The sequence below is a fragment of the Nostoc sp. genome (genome assembly GCF_036917935.1).
Classification (GTDB): Bacteria; Cyanobacteriota; Cyanobacteriia; order Cyanobacteriales; family Nostocaceae; genus Nostoc.
Map to the genome: position 1 here is coordinate 17,002 of NZ_JBALEL010000059.1, position 25,021 is coordinate 42,022.

Consider the following 25,021-nt stretch of genomic DNA (forward strand, 5'->3'; position numbering starts at 1 on the left):
CTCAGAAAATGAGGAATTATTGCAAGAGGTACTAAACCAAGCTAGAAAACGTTATCAACAGCGTAAACAAGCCGGTGAACAACGCAAATTTCAGACATTGGCTAAGAAAATCAACGTTAACGATTAAGTTAACCCTAATCTATCCGTGAGAGGTTAAGGTAATCGCACTCAGCTACGCTATATCTGCCCCAATATCTGGGATATTTGCAACTTGGTGGATAATTCCTCTTAGTTAAATCCTATTGCAAACAGTGAGTTATAAAGCTTTAAGTAACTGCACTGGATCTGTAGCCTCACGGCTGTTATTCACAAAAATATCAGCAATTATTCGTAAAACTTCAGCTTGTTCTTCTGGAGGTGCTTCAGCAATCAGCGATCGCAGGCTAATTCCTGGCCTCTGACCAAATAACTCAGATAAATACCATACCCTAGCTTCTACCGGAATAGCCAAAAGTAGCGATATTAGTTTTGATGCTCCTAGATCCGCCTTCCCGCGACGAAAGCGCGATAACATTACTTCCGACACTTTAGCCTGTTCAGCAGTTTTCTTCGCTTCCAAATTGAAGCGATTCATCATCTCATCGAATAACTGCTGATAACGTCGCAAAGTCAAAATCTCGCTCTTGATACTGGCGGTGAAACGTGATTGATAAATTGCCACCCCAAAACATCGAGGCGGAAGAGGCGATTTTAGGCGGTATCATGCTTGATCCAGAAGCAATCGATAGGGTGAGCGATGCCTACGGCGGTAAACAACGCTTAATTCCCGAAGCCTTGTACATTAGCGCCCATAAAGATATCTATCAAGCCGCGCAGCGCCTTCATTGCTCTGGTAAACCCACTGATTTACTCACAGTTACAGCTTGGCTTACTGACCACGATTTACTAGTGCGTATCGGCGGGAGAAATAAATTAGCAACTCTGGTAGACCGCACAGTGTCAGCTGTCAATATTGACGCTTTAGCCGAGTTGGTAATGGACAAATTCGTGCGTAGACAGTTAATCAAGGCTGGAAATGAAATTGTATATCTGGGTTACGAGACAGAAACTGAGTTACCACAGATTCTTGACCAATCAGAACAGAAAGTTTTCCAATTATCTAATCAAACCCTATCTTCAAACACTGAACATAACAGCACGATTAACGTTGCTGCTTACGAGGATTTAAATTCAGGAAACCCCATTTACCATACACGGCTTCATGAACTCGATAATTTGATGGTGGGATTTGAAAGCGGCACACTCACCATAGTTGCGGGTAGGCCATCAATGGGGAAGTCCCAAATTGCTCTGTTTCTTGCCCTCCAAATGATACTACTCCACAATCTACCTGTGGTCATCTTCTCCTTGGAGATGACAAAGAAACAATTGGAGTACAGGCTGTGGAGCTTAATTAGTATTACCAACGCCTATAAGCATTTAGAGTTAACGCCACTAAAAAGCGATCGCATCCGCAGACATCGCTCAGGTAATAAACCCCTAGCAGACTGGGAATTTACAAGCATTGCCAAAATCGTCGGTGTTGCTTCAGAACTGCCGCTTTATATGAATGACTTAAGGGGTATTACCGTTTCACAAATTGCTTCCGAATGCCGTCAAATTAAGGCCAAAAAGTGCAAGTATATTCCAAAACGACTATTAGGGAGAATAGAGAAGCTAGAAGCGGATAAAGCGCCAGTTAGAGAGATTTTGTCAGTATTGCGAGTAAGACTATAGAAAAACCTCATCCTCAAAAAAGCCGCGCAAATCGTAAATATCGGGTAAGTTTATTACAGGCTTACAATAATGATTATGATTTTTGTTTAATAGGATGCTGTAGTTGCGTTTGTCTGTGATCCAGGATTGCAACCTATTAATAATGAAGCTGAACCTGCCCTAAGATATGCTGTCATTGCACGGCGTATTAGCTATGGTATATGGTACGCGTACCTCTGAAGGTAGTTTGGCTTACTGTTCTGTCTTGGGATTCCGTCTGAATGCAGAAATCGAACGTACACTGAGGTGTTATTGGTCGAATGTGCTCTCTAGCGATCGCCTAGCTTAAAGAAGCGCTCCAAACCTGGAAGGAAATTCAATATCCGGAGGCTGTATTCGTCGCTGCTTGTAAAGGAGGTACAAAGTCGGAGGCGGCACAAGTAAATTCTGATGTAAGCGCTTGGTTTAGCTGGGCACGGAAGCAGAGGATAGTGATTGCGATGACTAGAGAAGTAGTTTATACCTCTGAAGAGAAAGCTGTGACACTTTAGGAGATGATGCAGAAGTACCCTTTAAGGCAATGAAGTAGCAATCAGTACTGAAATTGCTGAATACGGGTTTTAATTTTGTGTTGGTAGATAAAGGAATACTAAATGCCTAAATGGAAACTAGTAACAGAATTTACATTTGATAGCGCCCATTACATTAAAGATTATGATGGACCATGTGGTAAGATGCACGGGCACAGTTACAAAGTGCGAATTGAAGCAACATCATCGAAGTTACACTCTTCACAATATTGTCCCCATCCAGTTATGGTTGCTGATTTCAAAACCTTACGCTGGGCTAAACAAGACGTTACAAAAGGCGGGCTAGATCATTGTGTTCTCAATGAGGTATTGCCTCCTGAGTATGAAACGACAGCGGAGATGATTGCCAAATACATCTATGACTTGACACTCCCCGCGATAAATCGACGGGGATTCTTAGTTCAACGAAACCACAAAACCAGTGATTCCTTGCGTCGTCTAAACCAGAGGTGGGATTCTCCCTAAGCGTTAATTCGGGTATGCCCTACCCTATTTGCATTAGTGCAAGTCCTGTTTCGTTTGAAACAAATTGTTTCAAAATGCTGATTCGTCTAGCCCCTATAAACCTTTTACCTACTGCTAGGAGGAAACTAGAATAATGCAGTAGAACCGCATAGATTCAATTATCAAGGTTCAGTGCTTTGTCTTTCGACGGCTAGGTTTTTTAAGTGGTTGATTACCTTTCCACTACAATTAGTATAGCAGCATCTTAGTACACTAATGAATTAAAAGCCGTCGTAGAACGACGGGGCTTTAAACCCAATTTTTCGGTAACTAAGAAGCAAGTGCCTTCTGATGTACAGCTATGCATGTTGCAGTATCAGAAACTCCCAATTCTTGGGTAGAGTATGAAGATGACTAAATCACCCTTAACAAAACCCTTGGTTTCAACTAGCACAATTTCACGCCTTCGCACACTAATTATTACTTCTTGTACTGGAAAAAAGCTTCATAACCCAACAAATCAGCTAACAATAGAAGATTTTAAAGACACAGAGAGATTAAGAGAACGCACACAATCACTTTCACAATTCTCTTGTCCGTCTGCCCAGATGTACACAGGGCTGCAACATCTACGGCTAATGGAGGGGGTGGATATCCTGCGTAGTTTACTGCCAAAGGCAGACGCTCTCTTACGAGACGCTAAAAGCGTAGCTTGCTTCTCTGAAAGAGTACGCGGACTCGCTCTTTGCGCGTCGCTATCGCATTTTGGAAAAGAAGCAGTAGATGTAAAAATCATTTCAGCAGGTTATGGTCTAATCTCGGAAGACAAAGCGATCGTTCCCTACTCTGTCACCTTTAATTCGATGAAGAATGATGAAGTCTATTCGTGGGGGAATTATCTCAGAATCCATGAAGATTTTCAACAAAAAATTGTCGGATATGATTTAATATTTGTCTTGCTTGGGGATAAATACCTGCGTACTTTAAAGCTACCAGTTGAGACTCATTCCCACCAAACTTTCATTTTTTTGGCTTCAAATAAAAGTATAAATTATATAGATTCAGGTAATGCCAAGCTATTAACTTTAACTCTTTCCAATAAGTCTGCATCGCGTTTTAGCTGTGCGTTAGTGGGTTTAAAGGGGCATCTGCTAAAGCTGATTGCGACTGAAGTCAGCAGAGATCCACATTTATTGGAAAGTATATATAACAATCCAGAAATATTAGAAGAACTTCTAAATAAACAACCAAATCCGTTAGAACTACCTCTTGGAATTTCATTTTCAACAGAAAAAAGCTCAAACTTCAAAAATAAAACCCATCGAAAAACTAAATATACAGAGGAAGATTTACGTTGTTTTCTAGAATTACCACCAGCAATTAATCAGCATTTACCAATGCAATACTTCATTCCCGAATGGGATGATAAAGTAGATGCTGGATATGACTTTGTACAAGATAAGTTTAGTCCTAATCGGAACGCTTATAAAGATGACATTTATGCTCATGACCAAAAAATATATGCACAACCCAACTATGACAGTATTTTAGTATCTAAGATAGTTGTTGATAAGAGAAAATCCAAAAGAAATGATATAGAAGCAGCAGGAGGTATCCAAAAATATTTAAAATTCTCAGGAGAAATTATGGGGGATTGTGGAGCTTTTGGATATATCAAGCAGCCAGAACCTCCATATAATACTATAGAAATTTTAGATTATTATCAGCGGCTAGGCTTCGATTATGGGGTAAGTATTGACCACTTAATTGTAGGGCCATTTGCACAGCCTGGAATTAGAGAAGAACGTTACGATCTTACTTTGCGAAACGCAGAGGAATTTATATCAAAACACCAAAAATTTGGATATACATTTACCCCTATTGGTGTTGCTCAAGGTTGGAGTCCTGAAACTTATGCTGAGGCAGTAAAAAAACTGGTTGAAATGGAATATGACTATATTGCTATAGGAGGAGTTGCCAGGACACCAACCATAGAAATTCTAGAAATATTGAAAGAAGTTTATCAACATTTAACACCCAAAACTAGATTACATTTATTTGGAGTAGGACGTATTGATGCTCTTCCTTATTTCCGCCATTTGGGAGTAACTAGTTTTGACTCAGCAAGTCCATTACGTAAAGCTTGGTTTGATGCAGTAGAGAATTATCATACTTTAAGTGGTAAAGCTTACGCTGCTGTGCGTATTCCTTTTGTAGATAAGCAGTCACAACGAATTAAACATTTATACGAAAGCGGTTTTACGAGTTATTGTTTTGACTACTTAAACCATGAGGGCGGTAATAAAAACACAGCACCATTAGGGTGAATTTTAATACTATTTGAGTAATTATTAAGCCACTCATTAAATATAACTGCTATCTCTGGAGATTGATTATATTTGCAATGAGTCATAGCTAAACTTTGAGTGAGATGATTGTGAGCGTTACGACCATCAAAACGACTATCTGTACCATCCAAAGTTACATAAAGCTCTACTGTCATTTCCACTCTGTTGATATAACCAACGTTAGTAATATTAGGGTTAAATACAGATGGAATAGCTATGTAAGCGCAGAATTTTGACGGTGCAAAACTTTTTGAGTATGGATCAAAAACAAAGTAAGTAATTGTGCGCTTGCCCCATAATGCCTGTCCTTGAAGAGTGTTTAAATCATTATTCCATTGTCGAAGGTTGAGCATGACATCCATCATGTCACCTGCAAAATGAATCCGACGAGATAAAGCAGTCAAAATAGTTGCTGAAATAGACATAGCACGTTCAATTTCAGGTTTGACTGCAAGACCAACGTTTATTAAGCTTTTCAAGCTCAAATGATTGAGATGCTGAATTTCTTCTCTAGCTATCTGTGGGAATAGTACCGTTTGAAAGGCATTCATACCTATATGCCGCATCAATAAAATAGTATTTGCTGCCAAATTCCGCCGCCCACGAGCCACATGAGAACTAACCATACTAATAAAGCTGTCAGTTTCTTGCTGTGGCTTGAATAAGTGAGCAGTAGCAAATTTTGCATGGTTAGCCACTGGATCTGCTCTGCTAATCTCGAACTCAATCCATAGCCGCCTTGAACCATCTTGACGTTCTAGTAGGATATCTACACGCGGAGCATAGCCTAAGAAATTTGTCAGTTCCTTGGGCAATATGGCGATCTCATGACGACATACCCATCCAGGGTAAGCTCGTCGTATAAACTCTTGCTGAAGGTAAGATGTTAGTACACCCATAATTCAAAAATTTCAACCTATTAAGAGTTATGAATGAATCGAAATCAATCGATTTTATAGAATTTCTGCTAAATGATGAAGTTGGAACATCAGTTTGGAACTGGGTAAGAAAAGACCAGCTTTCTGAGTATTATTTTATTCCAGTTGTTACAGAAAGTAACTGTCTTACTACTGATTATTCTCCAATGTTTCTATTTAAAATGAAACCTGGAGAGAGTTGGAGACTCGGTGAAAGAGTGCAAATCCAATTAAAGGCGGGAACTTTAAAATATCAGGGAGTAGTAGCAGTCTATTTGTTATTTTTATTTCCTGGTATTGACTTTATACATGAAGTTTGGATTAACCATTATACAAATTTAGAAAATACTCCATCACCTCTGTTTAAACTACAGCAAATGAAGCAGATTAGTCTTCTTTTATATGAGAGTTATGAGCAACCAGAGCGGGTTATAAAAATAGCGAATAATCTTGATTGGGCTAGATTAATTGCTGATATACAAAAGGCTTCTCCCTGGACAGATATTCAATTTGACGTGGCTAAAACAGCAGCACCTCCATCTAATTTTCTCTGGAATCTTAAAAGCTGATAAAGCATAACATTTTTAGGACTTAAACTAGATAGAAATAATAATATGCATTCATTAATGCTTGTATACAAGCTCACATATTTAATAAAATAATAACAGAGTAGTTTCACCAGAGTCAAAAGCCTTGCCACAACCAGTAAGAGTTCCAGATGAAATCTATGCAATTTTGCAGCAGATCAAGTTTTCTCTTGATCCTCAGTACATGAAAGCTGCGCCAAGCATACAAGATATGGTAAATGTTGCTTTGAAACGATTTATTGAAGACTGGGAACACCCTGATAGTCAAACTCAGCTACTAAACGAGCTTATAGAACAGCGTCAGATAGCACGATCGCGGATGGGAAACACTAAGTAAAAATTGTCCGGCGCTTACTGCTACCTGCTGGCGGATGAAGTTGGACTGGGAAAAACCATCGAAGCTGGTGCTATTCTTCGTCAATACTTATTGGATGAACCTTCTGGAGGTGCGGTAGTGCTAGTTCCGCAATATTTACTGGAACAATGGCAGCAGGAATTAGAAAATAAGTTTTACATCTCCCACTTTCCCAAACGGGTAGCAGTGCTTGCGGTTGAGGATATTCACAAAATCAACCAGAAAGCGAATATTGGCTTGCTAATTTTAGATGAAGCACACCACATTGCAGCAATGGCGACTTCTAATGATGCAGCAGTACGCCAGCGTTTTGAGACTTGCAAAAATATTGCTCATAAAAGCGATCGCCTGCTTCTATTATCGGCTACCCCAGTTCTCAACCACGAGCAAGATTTTTTAGCGATGCTGCATCTGCTCGATCCTGCAACCTATCAACTTGATGACTTAGCAGGTTTTGGCGATCGCGTAGTAAAACGCCAAGATATTGGCCGAATTCTGCTGTCATTTAAAGAAGGAGCAAACCCTTTCGTCCTGAAAACTAATCTCAAACAACTCCGCAACCTGTTTGCTCAAGATAAGTATTTACTTGAATTGGCAGACAAGCTAGAAAATAGTTTACAAGCAAATGCTGGCGATAGAGTTGAAATTGTCAGGGAAATTCGTACCCATATTAGCGATACCTACAGACTTCACCGCAGGATGCTTCGCAATCGTCGCGCTTCCGTAGAAGATGTGATATTTGACCGTAATATTACACCGAAAGCCGAGTACGATTTAGATGAGCGATCGCCTGACATCCACGAATTAATTGAAGAGTGGCGTGATGTAGCTCCCGATGACAAACCATATCACCACATTTTTTTATTGTTTTTCCGTGCTTCTGGTACTTGGCTGGGTATTTTAAAACAGGTAATTCAAGCACGTTTAAGTGGTGTGTCCACTGCGGAATTAATTCAGGAGTTTGGTGCTGATAGTGTTCGCATCCTGACTGAAACTCCTAAATTTGCTAACGGGGAAGCAAATATTTTGCAAAGCCTACTGCGAATTATAGAACAACCTTCAGAGGATGGCGATCGCCTGGAATTACTCAAGACAGTCATCCTCCATCAACTCTGCGAACCTTTAAAATTACAATCCTTACAATCTAACCTCCCTAATTTGCTTGCAGAGGTTCAACAACGTATAAAAAGACCGATACCGGGAGACAGTCTGCCCAAAATTGTTATATTTACGAGTTTTGTGCAAACTTGTGGCGAAATTGTATCTTACTTGAGCGATCGTTTTGGTGAGGGGACTGTTGTCAGTCATCAAGTTGGACAAACTCGCTCTCAAGTAGAGGAGAACTTAAATCGATTTAAAAAAGACCCCAAATGCTTTATTTTAGTTTGCGACTCCTCCGGCGAAGAAGGTCGTAACTTACAATTTACCAACTACATGATATGTTTTGACTTGCCTTGGTCGCCAAATCATCTAGAACAAAGAATTGGTAGGATAGACCGGATTGGTCGTCTATTGAAAGTTGAGTTTACAGTATTTGCTGGCGTAGACTTACCCGATAGTCTCCATGATGCATGGTATCGCTTATTGAAAGAAGGGTTTAATATCTTTGGGCAATCTATTGCCAGTCTCCAATTTTATGTTGATGAAAAGTTACCTATATTAGCAGAACTTCTCTTTAAAATTGGTGCAAATGGGTTATTAGAAAATATAGAAGTAATTCAAAAAGAAATTGAGCAAGAACAAGTAAAAATTAGCGAACAAAATGCCCTTGATGAAATTGATGCTCTAGATGATAACGCTACCCAATATTTTCAAGCTTTAGACGATTATGATGCTCGTCATCAGGAAATCCAGCAAGTAACTGAAGATTGGATTTGTGATGCGTTGAGATTTAAGCCAATTACTAATCCTAATTTTTCGGCACTAACGCGTTATAAACCTACCGAAAATACATTAATTCCAGCAAATGATTTGAACAGGAATTTTGCACGTGTTTTAGAAGAATTTGGGACTTTTAACCGTAGGGTAGCAAATCAACAGTCTGGTATGAAACTCTACCGCATTGGTGAAAAATTTGTAGAAGCACTATCATCTTATATCCATTGGGACGACCGGGGTCAAGCTTTTGCTATGTGGCGAGTTGCAGAAACTTGGGATTCTGGGGAAGGTGAAGAGTGGTATGGTTTCCGATTTAATTACGTTATTGAAACAAATTTAACGAATTACAAAAACACCACAAAAGATAAAACTTTGCAAAGACGCGTAGATGGATTATTCCCTCCAATTGTAGAAAGTGTATTTATTGATGCACGATATAAAGCAATGTGTGTTGTTGAAGATGAAACATTATTAAATATCTTGCAACGTCCTTATAAAGGCAAAGGGAGTAAATGCCCAGATTACAACTTAGCTAAAAGTCGTTTATCTATTCTTGATAACTTTATTGACTCTAGCAATTGGCAAGAATTTTGCTATCAGGCGCGTAGCACCTCTTTAGAATTGCTCAGTCAGCGTCCCGAATTTATTGCATTATGTGAAAATAGCGCCATCCGTGCTGAACAAAAGTTAGGTAAGAGACTAGACCAATTGCGCTTGCGTCTCAACCGACTTACTAACCAAGAGCGAATTTCTAATACGGTACTGGAGCAAGAACTAAATAACGAAACGGCATTAAGCCAAGTAATCATCGAAGGAATTCGTCATCCTACCATTCGTCTTGATTCTGTTGGTTTTATTATCGTTTCTGGACGACCTCCAGCTAAATCTGAGGAGGATGATTGATGATTGACTCATTTTCAGAACTTCGGGAAATTCTCAAAACAGGTAAAATCCCTGAAGATATTAGTCATTTTTTAGAACCTTGTCATCGGCGCTTGTTGGATGCGTTACAAAACTCGCCTGAGTCTGGGGATATTGCTAGTCTAGTGCGTCATGTGTTGCGGCGCGAGGATGCAAAACAAGGTGGAAGTTCTACAACAACTCTTTTAGTACCTTGCAAACCTCCTTTTCCTAATCGCAGTATTTGGGAGTCAGCTAGTACAACCGTGCTGCGCGAAGATAGAGAACACTATCTTATCAGCGCCCGTCCTTGGCAACCAGAATGGCTTGACTTTGCTGACAAATCTCCACCAGATGCACCCTTATTTAATGAAAAACCTCGACGGAATTATGAACCAGTTTCCGGCGACCCGTTTTTACAACTTGTAAAGTTAGACGCATATCGCAGTAGCGGACAGCGTGAAGCAATTCGTTCCGTTTTGACTGCTCCTGATAATTCAACTTTAATCATTAACTTACCTACAGGTGCGGGAAAAAGCCTTTGCGCTCAACTACCTGCATTGCTCAACTCCAGAAATAATAATGGTGTCAGCGTGGTAGTTGTCCCGACTACAGCATTGGCTATTGACCAAGAACGGGCATTAAAATCAAAATCTTCTGTACACCATGCCACAGCGTATTATAGCGATGATTCTGTGGATGGTAAAGAGAGAAGGGAAGGGATACGCGATCGCATTCGCGCCGGAACCCAAAGGATAATTTTTACCTCTCCTGAAAGTTTAATGGATTCTCTGGCATCTGCTCTGTATGAAGCAGCCAAGCGTGGAATATTAAGGTATTTTATTATCGATGAAGCCCACATGGTAGAGCAATGGGGTGATGATTTTCGTCCCGCATTTCAAGAAATTCCTGGTTTGCGAAGAGATTTATTGCGTCTTAGCTCTTTTAATACTTTATTATTAACAGCAACATTAACAGAATCTTGTTTAGACACACTGGAAACATTATTTGGGAAAGATTTACAAGTTATATCTGCTGTACAGTTGCGACCAGAACCTGCTTATTGGTTTAAACGATGTGAGACTGAAGAAATTAGAAAAGAAAGGCTAATTGAGGCAGTTTATCATCTTCCTCGTCCGTTAATTATTTACGGTACTAAAGTTAAAGATATCGAGGATTGGAAACGAGAATTAACCCACGCTGGTTTTAAAAGAACTGACATAATGACAGGTAAATCTACCTCTCAACAAAGGTTACAACTAATTGAAAAATTGCAGGCAGGAAAAATTGATATAGTTGTTGCTACTTCTGCTTTTGGATTAGGTATAGACCAATCAGATGTCAGAGCAGTAATTCACGTTTGTATACCCGAAACTATTGACCGTTTCTATCAAGAAGTTGGACGGGGAGGAAGGGATGGTAAAGCATGTATATCGCTAACATTATATACAACTGAAGATTTCAGTATTGCTCGTGGTTTAAACGAAAAATCGACAATTACCATTGAGAGAGGATTGCAGCGTTGGCAAAGTATGTTTGCGAAAAAAGAAGCTTTAAAAGACGGTAAATATCGCGTACCTATTGATAATCCTCCATCTTTGCTAGAAGGAGATATTGATATGCAGAGTGACCAAAACAGGGCTTGGAATATTCGTACTTTAACGTTGATGAATCGAGCCAATTTAATTGCAATTGATTCAGTCGAGCCTCCCCAGAAGAAAAACTTTGAATCAGAATCTGAAGAAGCTTATCAAGCAGCTTGGAAATATCATAGAAATTCTCGCAGTATTCGTATCCGCAATCAGCTTCATTTAGAAAAATTAACTTGGGAATCTGAAGTTGAACCGGTTCGCCATCAACGCCAAAGTTGGAGTCATAAAAACCTGCAATTGATGAAAGAAGCTTTAAAAGCTAAACGTTGTATTTCAGAAATATTTGCACAAGCGTATAGTATCCCCTCACGTCACACTCCAGAAACCAGAAGTCCGGTGATAGTTTCTCGTGCTTGTGGAGGTTGTCCTGTTTGTAGAAAAAATGGAGTTACGCCTTTTCCAGGAATTATGCCTACTTCCAGACCTGTATGGCAAGAATCCAATTTTCTTCCAGGTAAAGAAATGCAAAGAGTGCTAGGAGGTGAAAAAATCTTGCTTATTTTCTATGATTCGTTGGAACAAATAAATAACTTTCAAAGAGGTCAAAAATTGTTTAAGTGGTTAATAGAACAGGGAATAAAAAATATTGTAATTTCTCCAGAATATAGACAGTTTTTGAAAGAAAGTAGTAGAATACATAACTCATTTATTTTTTTGTTTGATAGTTATGAGCCTCTACTGATGCCACGCATACCCACTCTGATTTTTCATCCTCCAGGAATACATCTACCTCTAAAATATTTATCAAATTACAGTATATCAACCACAATACGCATCATTTTACTTCCTATAAATACACCAGACCCAGATAGAGAAGACAGACTATTAATTAATGTTTTTTCTGGCAGATATTTTAAATTTGATGTATTTTGTACGGAGATTAGTATATGAGTATTTTAAAAACGGGAAGAGCAAAATCCAGTCGTATTCAAGGAATCTTTAGGTATTTACTTAAAAACGAAGGACAAAGAGAGAAGAAAAGTATATTGGAAAATATAATTTCTCCTGATAAATTAGTTGAACATATTCCAGAAAACAAAGAGAGATTGAAAGGTAAAAAATTGTCACGTCCTATGTTTAATGATTCTCTTAGAGAAAGTATTAAGTGTGGTCTATTAGTGAAAGAAGAAGAAGAAATTGCTATTAACCCAGATTTACCAGAAGATGCTCGAAATACCCTATTAGGTAATAAGTTATTACCTGATACTCTCACTCACCTATTTTTTGCTTCTAATAACGAAGATGAAGAAGACTTCGGGCGGGTTTGCGCTTGGTATTTAGCGCAAGATATCTATGATGCACCTGGAAATGCGAAAGAAGTGGAAAATCAGGTTAGCGAACAAAAAGTAGGCGATTTTTTAAAAATGTCTAGTGACCCCTTCTTTAGCCAAATGGATGACTGGATGCGCTACCTGGGTTTTGCATGGGGTCATACTTTGGGAGAAAAATCAGTAAAGGTAACAGTTCCCGACCCAACTGCTTATATTAAACGAAATCTCAAGCTTTTGTTTAATGGACAACAAGAAATTACAATCCAATATTTTATTAATAGATTAGCAAAACAATGTCCTTTATTTGAAACTGGAAAGTTTCGAGAAGAGGTAGAATCACAAATTGGCAGACGCGAAAATAATTTTCTTTCTACCAGTACAGCTTTTGCCTTATTTCGACTTCACGACGAGGGTGAGATTCAGCTTGAGAGACAATCTGATTCAGCCTTTATGATTTTACCAAAAGCCAATAACCAAATTGATAATGATGGGCGGATTTCTCACATTATTTGGAAAGGAGAAAAATCATGACTTTTGAAAAGTTTGTCTGTTGGAATCTGGATATGATTCGTCAGGTGATGAATGTCGAAGCAACCCAAACTGCAAATCATTTGTTTCTAGCTACACATCATCCTATAGCAATGTATCGTCAGGATTCTATTAAGGCATTATCACAGAACGAATACGATGAAGCACAGTTTCTCCATGATTTTTTAGCTGAGAAAGATTTTGCCTTTGTACCTGTTTTAGGTGAAACGGGTACGGGAAAATCTCACCTGATTCGTTGGTTGCAAGCTAATATAAAATCAACGGATAGACGGAAGGTGTTACTCATTCCCAGAATTGGGACAAATTTAAAAGATATAATTGAAAAGATTTTAAATATTGCGGAATTTGAGGCAGATAAATTAGATGAGTACCGCAAACGTTTAAATCAATCGAGCCGCACTTTCACAGATAGGGCTGCAAGAGAACAATTATTAAACAATTTAGCTTTTCAAGTTGGTATTAACGGACAACATACACGCGCTAAACTTGCTGATGAAGAGACTCAGCAATATTTGATCGAAAATTTAGCTGCTTTGTTATATGATGATTTTTTTCGAGAACATTTATTAAGAGATGGAGAAATTATTCATCGCTTGGTGATTCATACACTTGGATATCAATATACTATTGAAGATATTAACGAACGTCGTGAGTTTTCTATTGAGGATTTGCCTCTTAATTTTCAAGATATCGGAAAAGCCGGATACAAGGCAAAAGAGTTTTATCGTTCATTAGTAGGTGATCCTGAGTATATACAAAAGCCAACTGTAACTTGGTTGAATGATCACTTAGATGAAGCTATCACCCAAGTTTTGAATTTTGGTCGAGAAGACTTGCAGCAATTAATGCGCGAAGTACGAGAAACATTAGCAGAAAAAAATATTGAATTAGTACTTTTAATTGAAGATTTTGCTAAATTGCAAGGTATTGATAGAGAAGTATTGGAAGCAGTTTTAGCAAGACCTCAGCAAGCTGAAAATAAGCCATTATGTGCTATGCGTACTGCCTTAGCTTGTACTACAGGTTATTTTAAAAATTTGATTGATACAGTGCAACAGCGTGTTACCTTCAGCGTCAATCTTAATATTGATACAGTTGGTGAGAAATCTTTAATTACTCAGGATGATATTCAAGTATTTGTTGCTAGATATCTGAATGCTGTTCGCTTAAAGGAACAAGACATTGAAAACTGGGCTAATTCTCAAAATAGAGATGAAATAGAAAGTGCTTGTAGCGAATGCGAACATTCCCACGCTTGTCATACAGGTTTTGGCCATGTTCAGGGAATGGGTCTTTATCCTTTCAATTCTAAAGCTTTAGAACAGATGTTTAGTAGAGTAAACCCAGATGAATTTAACCCCAGGATTTTGATTAGAGATGTATTAAAATACACTTTAGACAACTCTATTGATGATATTGAAAATGGGCGTTTCCCTTCAGTAACTTTAGGAAAACACTTTGGTAACATGAGATTGAGTGCTGAAGTTAGGTTAAATATCCAAGCTAAAGACGCGCAAAATATCAAGCGTCGTGAGGTATTTTTAGACTTGTGGGATGATAGTAATGAGCTTTGCAATTTGTCTCCAGAAGTTCATACTGCTTTTAATTTACCTCTGCTTGATGTCAAAACTAAACCGAGACAAATTCAGCAGGTTACACCCCAACCTCGTCAAGTAACACCAAGCGTTGTAGATCCTTCAGGGGAATATAAGATTGATACTTTAGTTCAAGAGATTCCAGAAACGCTGACAAAAAAGCTGGAAATCCTCGATAGTTGGAACAATCAAGAAATTTTACCAGATGCGATCGCTAAAGATATCCGTGAGTTTCTTTTCCCCGCAATCATCGAAAAAATAGAATGGGATACTGAAATGCTACTGAAAGGTAGTTTCGTTGGTAGTGGTAAGTTAATCCAGCAGCGAAATCTCATTTTCTACAACCCTAAAGTCAAGAGAGGTACTTATTCTGGGGTTGTTTTATCGCTTCCCCTTAACCCAGATGATGACAAGGAATTTACAGAAATTGCATACGTATTTCAAGGTATTTTAAAATACAACTACTATAAGAACTGGAAGTTTACCAATGGCGATCGCTATTTTCGCATATACGCAAAGTATTTGGAACGTTGGAGTCAGTATGTCGTCGAAAAAATTCGCCTTTATCCCCGCGAATCTGGTGAACCTTGGAACCCCGTACCTGCGGCGGTAGAATTGCTAGCGATTAGCGCCACAATGGCAGGGTATCCTACTAATACACTCGAAAATCTGATTAATTCTTTGTTTCTCGACTTAGATAAAAGCGATGATACAACTCGTGCATCTAGTTGGAAAAAGCTGTTTGATACCTTTAGTCTCAAAAGAAACCGAGAAGCATTATTAGATATTGTTAAAAGTCGAATTGCTTGTACAAAAGGCAGTAATTCAACGTTTCAAATTATTGATGCAATTCAAATTATTGAACCTCTAGAAAAAGTGCGTAAATCTTGGCAACCTCAACAGCAAATTCCTGAAGATGTCCGCGATAAGTTTCCAGAATTGCAAAAGGTACGTCAACAAGTCGATGAACTGCTAGAGAAAGCTATCCAAGAAGAGTACGAACGACAGTTAGATATCTATCAGCGTCTAATATCCGAATTAGGAGAAGACATTAAGAAAAAGGATATTGTTGATGCTCTCAAAGCTGCAATGGAAGCAGCACAAGATGCAGCTGTATTTCGTGGTAAAAAAGACTTTGATGGAATGACAACTGTGTTAGATCAATTCAGGCGTACACCAATTAACCCTTACAGAGATACAATGAAGCGCGTACAAACTGAAAAAGAAAACCCAGAAAACAACGTCGGTAAATTACTTCAAGACTTGAGCAAAGATTATCCAAAAGTTATTACTGATTCTTCAGAATTCCTCGATAACACTAATAATTTTCTGGATGCTTCGATTCTTGAAGCCAAAAGTCGTATTGCAGAGTTAGAGCAATCTGATGGTGCAACAGTAGAATCTAGTTACGAAGAAATTTGTGAGGGGTTAGCTAACTTACGGAATCTAATGAATGAAATTAAAGGTGACACAAAATGCTCTTAGAAAAATCACAAGAACTAATTGATTTATCTCAACGTAGAAAATCTCTGCAAAACTTTGTAGGTAATCTTAAAACTATTCAAACTAGGCAAAAGCAAATTGCTGATGCACTTGCAACTATTCAGCCACTTGTGGAAGCATTAAAAGCTTTTCGCCAAAGGGGTATTGACAATATTGATTTAACTCATAAGGCAGAGTCTATCTTAAGTTTCGTTATGAATGCTGAGGAAAATTTGCAAAATAATTCTGAGTGGATTCTTGACAATAAAAACTTTAAAGGTAATATTTTAAATTCCCATATTGAAAACCTAAAAGCTACGCTAGAACAGCAATTGAGCGAAGTATGGAAAAGCTACCGCGATCAACAAATGCCTAGCACTAACAATGAAATCCTTAATTTGCTGGCTAAAGTAGAAGCTTTTAAACAAACAGTTTTGCAAATTCAGATTATAGATAAGAAGATAAAAAACGTTATCTATCCTAAAAATAATGCTGATTTTACAATATGTGAGCGTGAAATTGAACAATTAAAATATTATTGGAATAGTCTTAGCTCTGATGAAGTTCCCCAAGCTGTATTGCATTTTCTTCGAGCAGCAGCAAATCAAGGAGCGCCTTTAAATCTTTTAACTGAAGAAGTTCAAGATTGGATTAATCAACATGGGATTTCTGATTCCTTAAAAATTCGCTTGATTTAAACTAAAGTAAGGGCAGAGCAAGGGTGACTACCAACTGGGATAAAATAATTAGAGAATTTTTAGATAAGTTGGAACGCCAGGAAGTCCAACTTTTGACGTGGGGAATTGTTGATGGTGGATTTTCTGAAGATGAAATAGAAGAACTTGCAGAAGATTTTCTGAATAATTGCGAGATTGATGAGGATGTTTCGGATTTTATAGCCCAAATCATCGATCGCAAATTGTTGTTTGAGTTCAACCTCAGAGGCGATCGCCTTTTCCGCACCCGGATGGCGGAAGCGGTGAGATTATTTGCCCGTCTTCGCCAACTGTTCCCGAATAATAATTGGCAAACATCTCCTACCCTAGTCGCTGATTATCGCTTACAAATCCGTCCGAGAATTTATCCCAAAAGGTATATTACGCCAGAAGCAGTAATTCAGCAGTTGAAAGCAGACAAACTGCTAACTCCCATACAGCAAAAAGCCGTTACAGCGATACTGCGATCGCCATTGCGCGGTGAGGTTCAACTTGCAGACTTCCAGCTACGCGCTACAAGCCGGATGCTGCGGGATTTAAACAGCACAAAAAGTCGCGGGATGATTGTCTGTGCTGGGACAGGAACAGGGAAAACTTTATCTTTTTACTTACCAGCACTAGCGCATATTGCAAGTTTGTTGAAAAAGGATGAGTATTGGTGTAAAGGACTGGCAATTTATCCCCGTAACGAACTTCTCAAAGACCAATTTTCTGAAACCTATCAAGAAGCACGTCGTCTCGATGCTGTCCTCAAGGCAGAAGGTAAACGTAAAATTCTCATTGGTGCATTTTTTGGCTTAACTCCCAGAAGCGCAATTTTGGATCGGGTGCAGGATAAATGGGAAGCTGAAAGTGGTGGGTTTACTTGTCCTTACCTGCGGTGTCCCAGATGCGAGGGTGCGCTATCTTGGCGACGGGCTGATGTGGAAGCTGGTAGAGAAAAACTTTCTTGTCTCAAAGCATCCTGCGGTGCTGTTATCCAAGAAGATGAGGTGATTCTGACACGCGATCGCATGGCGAAAACTCCCCCAGACCTAGTTTTTACCAGCACAGAAATGCTAAACCGGTCTATGGGAGACTCCCGTTATGGTCATGTATTTGGCATCGCGGCGGCGAAAAAGCCTCAGATAGTTTTGTTGGATGAGGTGCATACTTATACAGGTATCCACGGCGCACAAGTTGCTTACCTGCTGCGGCGTTGGCAGAAAATCATTAACAAGAAAGTCCAATTTACTGGACTTTCGGCAACTCTAGAAAGTGCGGCAGAATTTTTCAGTCAACTAACAGGTTTAAACCCTGGTTCAGTGGAGGAAATTTCTCCTGGTGAAGACCAAATTGCTGTTCGCGTAGCGTCTCGCAGAGAGGGAATGGAGTATCAATTGGTTCTCAGGGGCGACCCAGTATCAGGGACAAGTCTTTTATCTACCAGCATCCAAACGGCGATGCTGCTGCGGCGTGTACTCGACCCATCTGAAGACCCCCCTAGCAAAGGTTTCTATGGTTCCCGTGTTTTCGCCTTCACTGATGACTTAGATGTTACCAATCGCTTATTCCACAACCTTTTGGATGCCGAAGGTCGAGATAGTTGGGGTCATCCCTTGCGCGGAAGACAGCCATTAGCTGCATTGCGATCGCATGGTGCAACTGATGGTAGAGAAAGGCTGATTGCCGCACAATCCTGGCTGTTATGTGAAGAAATCGGCCACGGTTTGCAACTGCCTTTGAATATTGGGCGCACCAGTTCCCAAGATACTGGAGTTACGCCAAATGCAGACGTGATTGTTGCTACTGCATCCCTAGAAGTGGGATTTAACGACCCAGAAGTGGGAGGTGTCATCCAGCACAAAGCACCGCGAGATATGGCATCTTTTCTGCAAAGGAAAGGACGGGCGGGACGACGCAGAACTATGCGACCTTGGACGGTGGTGGTGCTTTCTGACTACGGACGCGATCGCATTGCCTATCAAGGCTACGATCTGCTGTTTAACCCAGTTTTAGAAAAGCGATCGCTTCCCATTGCCAACCGCTATATTATTCGCATTCAAGCAGTTTTCGCCTTTATGGATTGGGTTGGACAGCAATTAGCTGCAACTAAGGGAAGTGTCTGGAGAGACTTTGCTACTACTGATTTATACTTAATTAACCGTCAGCGACTAGAAATAAAACTGATCAAAAACATTTTGGAAACTGAAGCAGGACAACGCAACTTAGAAATATATCTACAATCAGCACTACACCTTACCAAAGATGAAGTCGAAGCAGTTCTTTGGGAATCGCCCAGGTCATTGATGATGGCGGTGCTTCCCACTTTGCTACGGCGTTTAGAGTCTGGTTGGAAGCGCCTTCCTATTCAGCAAGATGAATCAGACAAAGACTATCAAACCCGTGACCCATTACCTGATTTTGTTCCCCCGAACTTATTTAGTGACCTGCTGTTGCCAGAAGTAACGATTACTACACCAGCACAGACGCGCCACGGTCATCCAGATATTAACCCCATGCCCATTGTCCAAGCCCTAAAAACCTTTACCCCAGGTAGGGCGACGCGCCGTTTCGGGGTGCAGCATATCTATGCAACCCACTGGATTGCACCGCCAGATTTACAACAAAGAGAACAAATTTTACCCGTAGAAGACTATTGTGCCGAATTTGAAGAAGCAGGGTATTTTCAATTATGGGAAGATGGGCAAGTTGTAGATATTCGCTGCATTCGCCCTTGGGCAATAAATCCTACCCAAGTTCCGCCTAATATTTCAATTACCTCTAACGCCCAATTGGAATGGCGCAGTCAAATTATACCACCCGACTTGGGAATAAAACTCGAACTGGCTCAAGGTTCCCCGTGGTGCAAACTTATTACAGAAGTTTGTTGCTTTACTCACACTCAACAATCGCCCCTTGAAGTGCGGCGGTTTGCGATCGCATCTCATGCTAACATCCGCTTCCAAAATGGCCAGGAACTTGATACGACAATTCGCTTCACTCAGAGACAAGATGGTAGTCCTGCGGCTGTGGGATTTGCCCAATCTGTTGACGGTCTAGTATTTCGCTTTTGTATTCCGCCTAATTTCAACATCAGTCCCAGCGATGCCAATCAAGAGAAGATTCGGGCGTTTCGCACGGCATATTTCCGATATCGAGTATTGACAGATGCGAGATTGTGTGAATTAACAAATGTCTTTCAACGCGAATGGCTTTATCAAATATATATATCAATGCTTACCGCCCGCGCTTTGGCAGACCAAATCTCCTTACCTGAAGCTTTTGAGACGCTTTTAGGTGGAAATATGGGTCAAGAAATGGCAAGGGTTCTAGACAATATCTTCCAAACCTTGAACGTCGAAGAAACCCTACTGGAAGAAGGGGAATCTGCACCGGAACAAATTCAGGGACGGCAGAGGGTACATGATAGGTTGCTGGCACTTGGCAACGCAGACATAATCCAAACTATATTAAATGACCTGGCACCGATTCTCTGGTCAGAACCTGATGAGGAGTGGCATTCTTGGGCAGCTTTACGTTTTAAAGCGACCTTGGGAGGGGCGCTGCTGGATGCTTGTGGGCAATTGTGTCCCCACTTTGACTTGGGCGATCTGATTTTAGATATCGATCCTGGCCCGCGTCCACCAGATGCACCTGCTATTTCAGAGGGAGTAGAAGAAATTTGGATAACTGAATCTACCATTGGTGGTGGCGGGGTGATTGAGGAAATCTTGCGACGCTATGCTGCTGATCCGGCGAATTTTTTCCGCTTGGCGGGGAGTGCGTTGTCACCTGCGGATTTTGAGATTGTGGACTCGGAACTGACGCGGTTACTGGAGTTAACCCAAACCAGTGCAGATGTTGCCGATGCAATAGCAGATGTGCGGTTAGCCGAAAGACATAGTGAATTAAAACAAGCTAGCGATCGCCTCCGCAAAGTCCTGTCCTCAGAGGGGATTTTGGTAACGCATCCGGTGATGACTGCAATTAACGCACGGGTTTTGCGTCCTGGAAGTACCCCGGAAACTGATAAACTACTGCTGGATTTGATTCGTTTATGGCATCAAGAAGAAGCGCGTTTAGGTATTGAAATTGATGCGCGGGTGTTTGCCTATATCGGCAGCAACGATGACCAGTTAGATCAGGCGTTGTTGCATCTTGGTTTAGTGCAGCCTAATCCCTATTGGCGGTTTCAAGTGATTTATGGGCTGTTGTGGGCGAGGGGAAATATTATTCGTTCTCGCGCCTTATCTTCCTATAATCCCTTTGCTGTGGTTGCCGATGCTGATAGAGAAATTTTACTGGATGTTTTGCAAGTGGGCGATTTTACAGTTTGGCTGAATGAACCCGACTGGCGGGAACAAGTGGAGGAAGCGTTTAAGCAAGGTGCATCAGTTTCGCTGATAGCACCTCCTGATGCGAGAGGAGATTTAAAGTCAGCGATTTTAAGTTTAGCAGTGGAACCGATGGAACTTGGGTTTTTGCAGGTTTATCCAGTGGTGGAGGGGGTGCAAAGACATTACCTTGGTTTTGCAGTGCAGTTGCGAGTAATAGAAGCTATGCAGTGATATTAAAGTGAATAGCTGAGGAGCAAGTATTTATCAGGATAAATCAATAATTTTGTCTTTATCTTTTTTAGCAGTATTAATATTACCTTGCAAGTCAGCTTCTCCAATATGAAATCCTCTTTTATCAAAAACTTCTAAATGAGCAGCTTCACCCCTATGCAAACTGTCTACATACCAATATCGTCCTGTAGTCAATTCACAATAAACAAATCTTCCACCATACCTAAATGATGTTTTTTTAAATCTTATCGTATCTCGTAAAAGTGTTTGTTCATCTCTTGGACGTTCAGTAAAATCTAAAGAATATTCTAGTGAGCTTAGATTTAATTTATTTTCTAACCAATATTCCAGTGCTGGTTTACTATCAACACCATCTATACATATCTGATTGTCTTCCACATTATTTTTAATCACTGTAATTAAACAACAGCTAATAATATGTGGGTGAGTGATTTTAAAACTAGAATTAATAAAATTAACTAACAGATATTCTTTATTACCATTTTGACTTTTTCGTTCAGCTACTTCTGCCAAAGAAGTCTCACTAACATTTTTATAATCATTGTCAATAGTTAAGCAATCAAATAAGTCTTCTGAAGAATGCAACTTCTCTCTACGCCATTCTTTAGGATTTGACTTATTGAATACGACATTAATAAAAGCAGTTTTCAAGGATCTATCTTTCAGTTGGTTAAGACTAGCATTGAAACTAGATCCTTTGATTGCTTCATAGTTAGCATATATATTGCTATCTTCTTTATAAAGTTCTTTATCTTTAATTTTTTGATTGATTAATTCAAAAATCAAATTAAACATTTTTATAGCATCCCGGAATTCTGCCTCTGTTATAAACTGTCCTTCTAGGGATACTTCGTTAATAAATATTTCCATTACTTACATTCCAAAAAGCCTAGAGAAATCTTTATCCATTTGGTCAAAAAATCCTTCTGGCCATTCTTCAATTCCTCCGTTTGGCTGGACGGGGATTTGCACTACTGGCTGTTCTGGATTTTGCTGGAAATATAATATACTTAAATCGTCTGGAGTGACAATTTTATCAAGAACGGCTATCCGCAGAGCATTCAAGATGTGATCACTGTGTGATTCAATAAAAACTTGTACACCACAACTGCTAACTCTAGCTAAAAATTGAGCTAATCGGGATTGCGCTCTTGGATGCAAATGTGCTTCTGGATTTTCTACGATTAATATTTCACCTGGTTGAGCAATCAATCCTGAAACAACAATTGGCAAAATACAATGGTATCCAAACCCAACATTAGCTGGTTTAAAACGATCTTTTGAGTTACTCGTATTAAATAAAAGTTCGAGTATATTACTGTCAGAACTAGGAATTTCGACTTTTGCCCCATTAAAAATTTCGTTAAGCCATTCTTCTGTTTGAGTATATAAAGTCTTGGCATCTTGACCTAGACATAACTTTTCATTGATTAAATCATCTCTCTTTTTATAGAGTAAGTTAACTGTAAATTCTCCTTTGGCTCCTACATTTGGAAATTTGTTCAAAGTAGCTTTAGGATAAAATTCTTGTGGGCCTAAACGGTCTGCTGAAATGTAATGTATCTTGTAAAAGTACAGAGATTTATGCAACGAATATACATCCAATCTGAGGCTGTATTTTTCTGGGGTTTTAAAATCATATCCCTCACCATAGAAAGGTAATAAATTAAGAAGACGACAAGAGCCTGTTCGTTCTGGTACTAGCCCTGGTAATTCACCTCGCTTTCCTTCATCAAAATCAAATCTATTTATATTCAAAATATTTGAATCTTTAATCTTTTTGTATACTCCTTCAAATCCATAATCAGATTTTTTCCTATTAAAATTTATGATCCCTTGATCGGAAAAAGTAATATTGCTTATCTGAGCTACCATATCATCTTCAAAATTTTCCTCAAATTCATATTCTGCGTGGCCGTGAAGCTTGAAATTATCTTCTTGATTAGGATTCAGAATATGTTTATCTTCATAATGGTATATAAATTTGATTGATTCATTTCTGGAAATACTACTATTTTTAATATCTGTAAAGCTACTTAAGTTGACACAACTACCATTTAATACAACTTGAGACGCACTATCATTATGCTCAATAGATTGCCTCATTAATAGCAAAGACTGAAGAAGCGTAGACTTACCACATCCATTTATTCCTGTTAACAGAGTTATTTGAGCTAATAGGAAAGATGTTCTTTCTTTAAAAACTTTAAAATTTTCTAATTCTATTTTTGTAAGCATTATACATTTCCTAAAACTTCTTGTGCAAGCTTAAATCTAGTAATTACTTTAGCTTTACTACTCGTAGCATATCTTATAGCATCAATATATTCGGGATTTTGTAGTAACTTGTCAAAGTTTTGCTGAATATTCATTTTATGGTCTTGTAAAAAATCATCACTGTTAATTGAGAAAAAATAAGAAACCGATTCAAAAATAGCAATATTTATTCTTCCTCTCCTTTCTGCTGCTGGTAAACGGAAGTTTTTTTTACCAAAAAATTCATAACTTAAATTCATAACTCTGATAAAATCTTTTTTTAAAATTTCTATTTCCTCATCTGTCATAAGATTAATTTTTTTCATTGCATTGTCCAAGAAATCGCTTAACTTTCCCTGATATTCTCTTTCATAATCAAAAATTTTAAATGCTAAGTAGCGCAAAATGGCTTCTCTATCTTTCATTCTTTTAGGAGATATTCCATAATCAATAGCTCTTTTAAAATAATCTTTTTCTGATAACTGTTTTAGGAGTTGAGTAGATTTTCCTGAAAAAATCCCGTTTCGGACTTCTTGACGCTCAAGATATGTCCCACTCGTATTAATTCTATTAAAAATATCGTAAACAACTTTGGCTGGTACAGAAGGTTTAATAATGTATATATAAAGTTGTTTATCTTCTATTCTCGTTTGATAGTCACCCGGTAATTCTTTGAGATTTGAAAAATTATAATCATTCAAATCTGTTAAAGCTTCTAAGCCTGTTAAGTTAAATTCATCATTAACAAATTCGTGTAATGTGGTTATTCTTTGTAAACCGTCTACAATAATATACTTACCTTCTACAGTTTGATTAACACACAAAGGAGGTAATGGAAAGTTAAGTATTAGTGATTCAATAAATTTACTTTTTTTTTCTTGTGTCCAAACTAAATTACGTTGGAAATCAGGATCAATAATCAGTTTGTTATTATCATATCTTCTCATTAAATCGAAAACTGTTTGAAGGTCTACTCTAATGTCAATATCTGCTTGAGTAGGGTCATAAGGATACAACCCCCCATTATCACTTCTATCTTCTTCAGCAGTATCTTCATCTTTTTCAATTACATCGCTATCTTGTTCTTCAATATCCATTTATTTTTACTCCTTTTGTTAGTTTATATACTCAATATTCTAGTGACTTGCAATGGATTTTAAAGCACCTAATAATTTAATTATGACATCTCTTAGCCACTCAGAATGTCCTCCTGCT

16 protein-coding genes and 1 pseudogene are annotated in these 25,021 nt (G+C 38.9%); 12 read left to right on the top strand and 5 right to left on the bottom strand.

Going from position 1 to position 25,021, the window contains the following annotated elements:
* Positions 1-256: 256 nt before the first annotated feature.
* Positions 257-661, bottom strand: a complete 405-nt coding sequence (locus V7K62_RS24925) for an XRE family transcriptional regulator (RefSeq protein ID WP_334868806.1) — start codon at positions 659-661, stop codon at positions 257-259.
* Here V7K62_RS24925 and V7K62_RS24930 point away from each other — a divergent pair.
* The 4 genes and pseudogenes from V7K62_RS24930 to dpdA form a co-directional block, all read left to right on the top strand.
* Positions 643-1,620 (top strand): annotated as a pseudogene (locus tag V7K62_RS24930) (DnaB-like helicase N-terminal domain-containing protein); the annotation flags it as partial. The gene V7K62_RS24925 and the pseudogene V7K62_RS24930 sit on opposite strands and share 19 nt — an antisense overlap.
* Positions 1,621-1,909: 289 nt before the next feature.
* Positions 1,910-2,044 carry a hypothetical protein gene (locus V7K62_RS24935; RefSeq protein WP_334868808.1) on the top strand — a complete coding sequence of 45 codons (135 nt, stop codon included), beginning with the start codon at positions 1,910-1,912 and terminating at the stop codon, positions 2,042-2,044.
* 304 nt (positions 2,045-2,348) lie between these two features.
* The gene (locus tag V7K62_RS24940) at positions 2,349-2,750 is read left to right on the top strand and encodes a 6-pyruvoyl trahydropterin synthase family protein (protein ID WP_334868810.1); all 402 of its coding nucleotides are present in this window, start codon (positions 2,349-2,351) and stop codon (positions 2,748-2,750) included.
* Positions 2,751-3,139: 389 nt separating this feature from the next.
* On the top strand, positions 3,140-5,056 hold the full coding sequence (gene dpdA / locus V7K62_RS24945) for a tRNA-guanine transglycosylase DpdA (protein ID WP_334868812.1): 1,917 nt from the start codon (positions 3,140-3,142) through the stop codon (positions 5,054-5,056).
* Here the strand turns inward: dpdA and V7K62_RS24950 are convergent.
* Complete coding sequence (locus V7K62_RS24950; RefSeq protein ID WP_334868814.1) at positions 5,008-5,976, bottom strand: hypothetical protein; 969 nt, start codon at positions 5,974-5,976, stop codon at positions 5,008-5,010. The genes dpdA and V7K62_RS24950 overlap by 49 nt on opposite strands.
* 29 nt (positions 5,977-6,005) lie before the next feature.
* Between V7K62_RS24950 and V7K62_RS24955 the strand changes: the two genes are divergently transcribed.
* From V7K62_RS24955 to dpdJ, 8 genes are all read left to right on the top strand, one after another.
* Entirely contained in the window at positions 6,006-6,563 is a 558-nt protein-coding gene (locus V7K62_RS24955) for a hypothetical protein (protein WP_334868816.1), read from the top strand.
* Between the two features lie 124 nt (positions 6,564-6,687).
* Complete coding sequence (locus tag V7K62_RS24960) at positions 6,688-6,918, top strand: hypothetical protein (RefSeq protein WP_334868818.1); 231 nt, start codon at positions 6,688-6,690, stop codon at positions 6,916-6,918.
* A 3-nt stretch (positions 6,919-6,921) separates the two neighbouring features.
* Positions 6,922-9,717, top strand: a complete 2,796-nt coding sequence (dpdE, locus tag V7K62_RS24965; protein WP_334868819.1) for a protein DpdE — start codon at positions 6,922-6,924, stop codon at positions 9,715-9,717.
* The gene (dpdF, locus tag V7K62_RS24970; RefSeq protein ID WP_334868821.1) at positions 9,717-12,257 is read left to right on the top strand and encodes a protein DpdF; all 2,541 of its coding nucleotides are present in this window, start codon (positions 9,717-9,719) and stop codon (positions 12,255-12,257) included. The genes dpdE and dpdF overlap by 1 nt, the downstream gene beginning before the upstream one ends.
* Positions 12,254-13,168 (top strand): protein DpdG, encoded by a 915-nt coding sequence (gene dpdG, locus V7K62_RS24975; RefSeq protein ID WP_334868823.1) that lies wholly within the window; start codon positions 12,254-12,256, stop codon positions 13,166-13,168. The genes dpdF and dpdG overlap by 4 nt, the downstream gene beginning before the upstream one ends.
* Positions 13,165-16,266, top strand: a complete 3,102-nt coding sequence (gene dpdH, locus V7K62_RS24980; RefSeq protein WP_334868825.1) for a protein DpdH — start codon at positions 13,165-13,167, stop codon at positions 16,264-16,266. The genes dpdG and dpdH overlap by 4 nt, the downstream gene beginning before the upstream one ends.
* Positions 16,257-16,961 carry a hypothetical protein gene (locus V7K62_RS24985; protein ID WP_334868827.1) on the top strand — a complete coding sequence of 235 codons (705 nt, stop codon included), beginning with the start codon at positions 16,257-16,259 and terminating at the stop codon, positions 16,959-16,961. Before dpdH ends, V7K62_RS24985 begins: the two co-directional genes overlap by 10 nt.
* 23 nt (positions 16,962-16,984) lie before the next feature.
* Positions 16,985-21,529: a protein DpdJ gene (gene dpdJ / locus V7K62_RS24990; protein WP_334868829.1), complete on the top strand. Its 4,545-nt coding sequence runs from the start codon at positions 16,985-16,987 to the stop codon at positions 21,527-21,529.
* Positions 21,530-21,562: 33 nt separating this feature from the next.
* On the opposite strand, the gene V7K62_RS24995 is transcribed toward dpdJ, so the two are convergent.
* From V7K62_RS24995 to V7K62_RS25005, 3 genes are read right to left on the bottom strand one after another with little or no spacing between them, the layout of a single operon-like run.
* Positions 21,563-22,420, bottom strand: a complete 858-nt coding sequence (locus tag V7K62_RS24995) for a hypothetical protein (RefSeq protein ID WP_334868831.1) — start codon at positions 22,418-22,420, stop codon at positions 21,563-21,565.
* A gap of 3 nt (positions 22,421-22,423) precedes the next feature.
* Positions 22,424-23,788, bottom strand: coding sequence for a DUF3696 domain-containing protein (locus tag V7K62_RS25000; RefSeq protein ID WP_334868833.1), 1,365 nt, complete (start codon positions 23,786-23,788; stop codon positions 22,424-22,426).
* The gene (locus V7K62_RS25005) at positions 23,788-24,903 is read right to left on the bottom strand and encodes a DUF262 domain-containing protein (RefSeq protein ID WP_334868835.1); all 1,116 of its coding nucleotides are present in this window, start codon (positions 24,901-24,903) and stop codon (positions 23,788-23,790) included. The genes V7K62_RS25000 and V7K62_RS25005 overlap by 1 nt, the downstream gene beginning before the upstream one ends.
* Positions 24,904-25,021 lie beyond the last annotated feature (118 nt).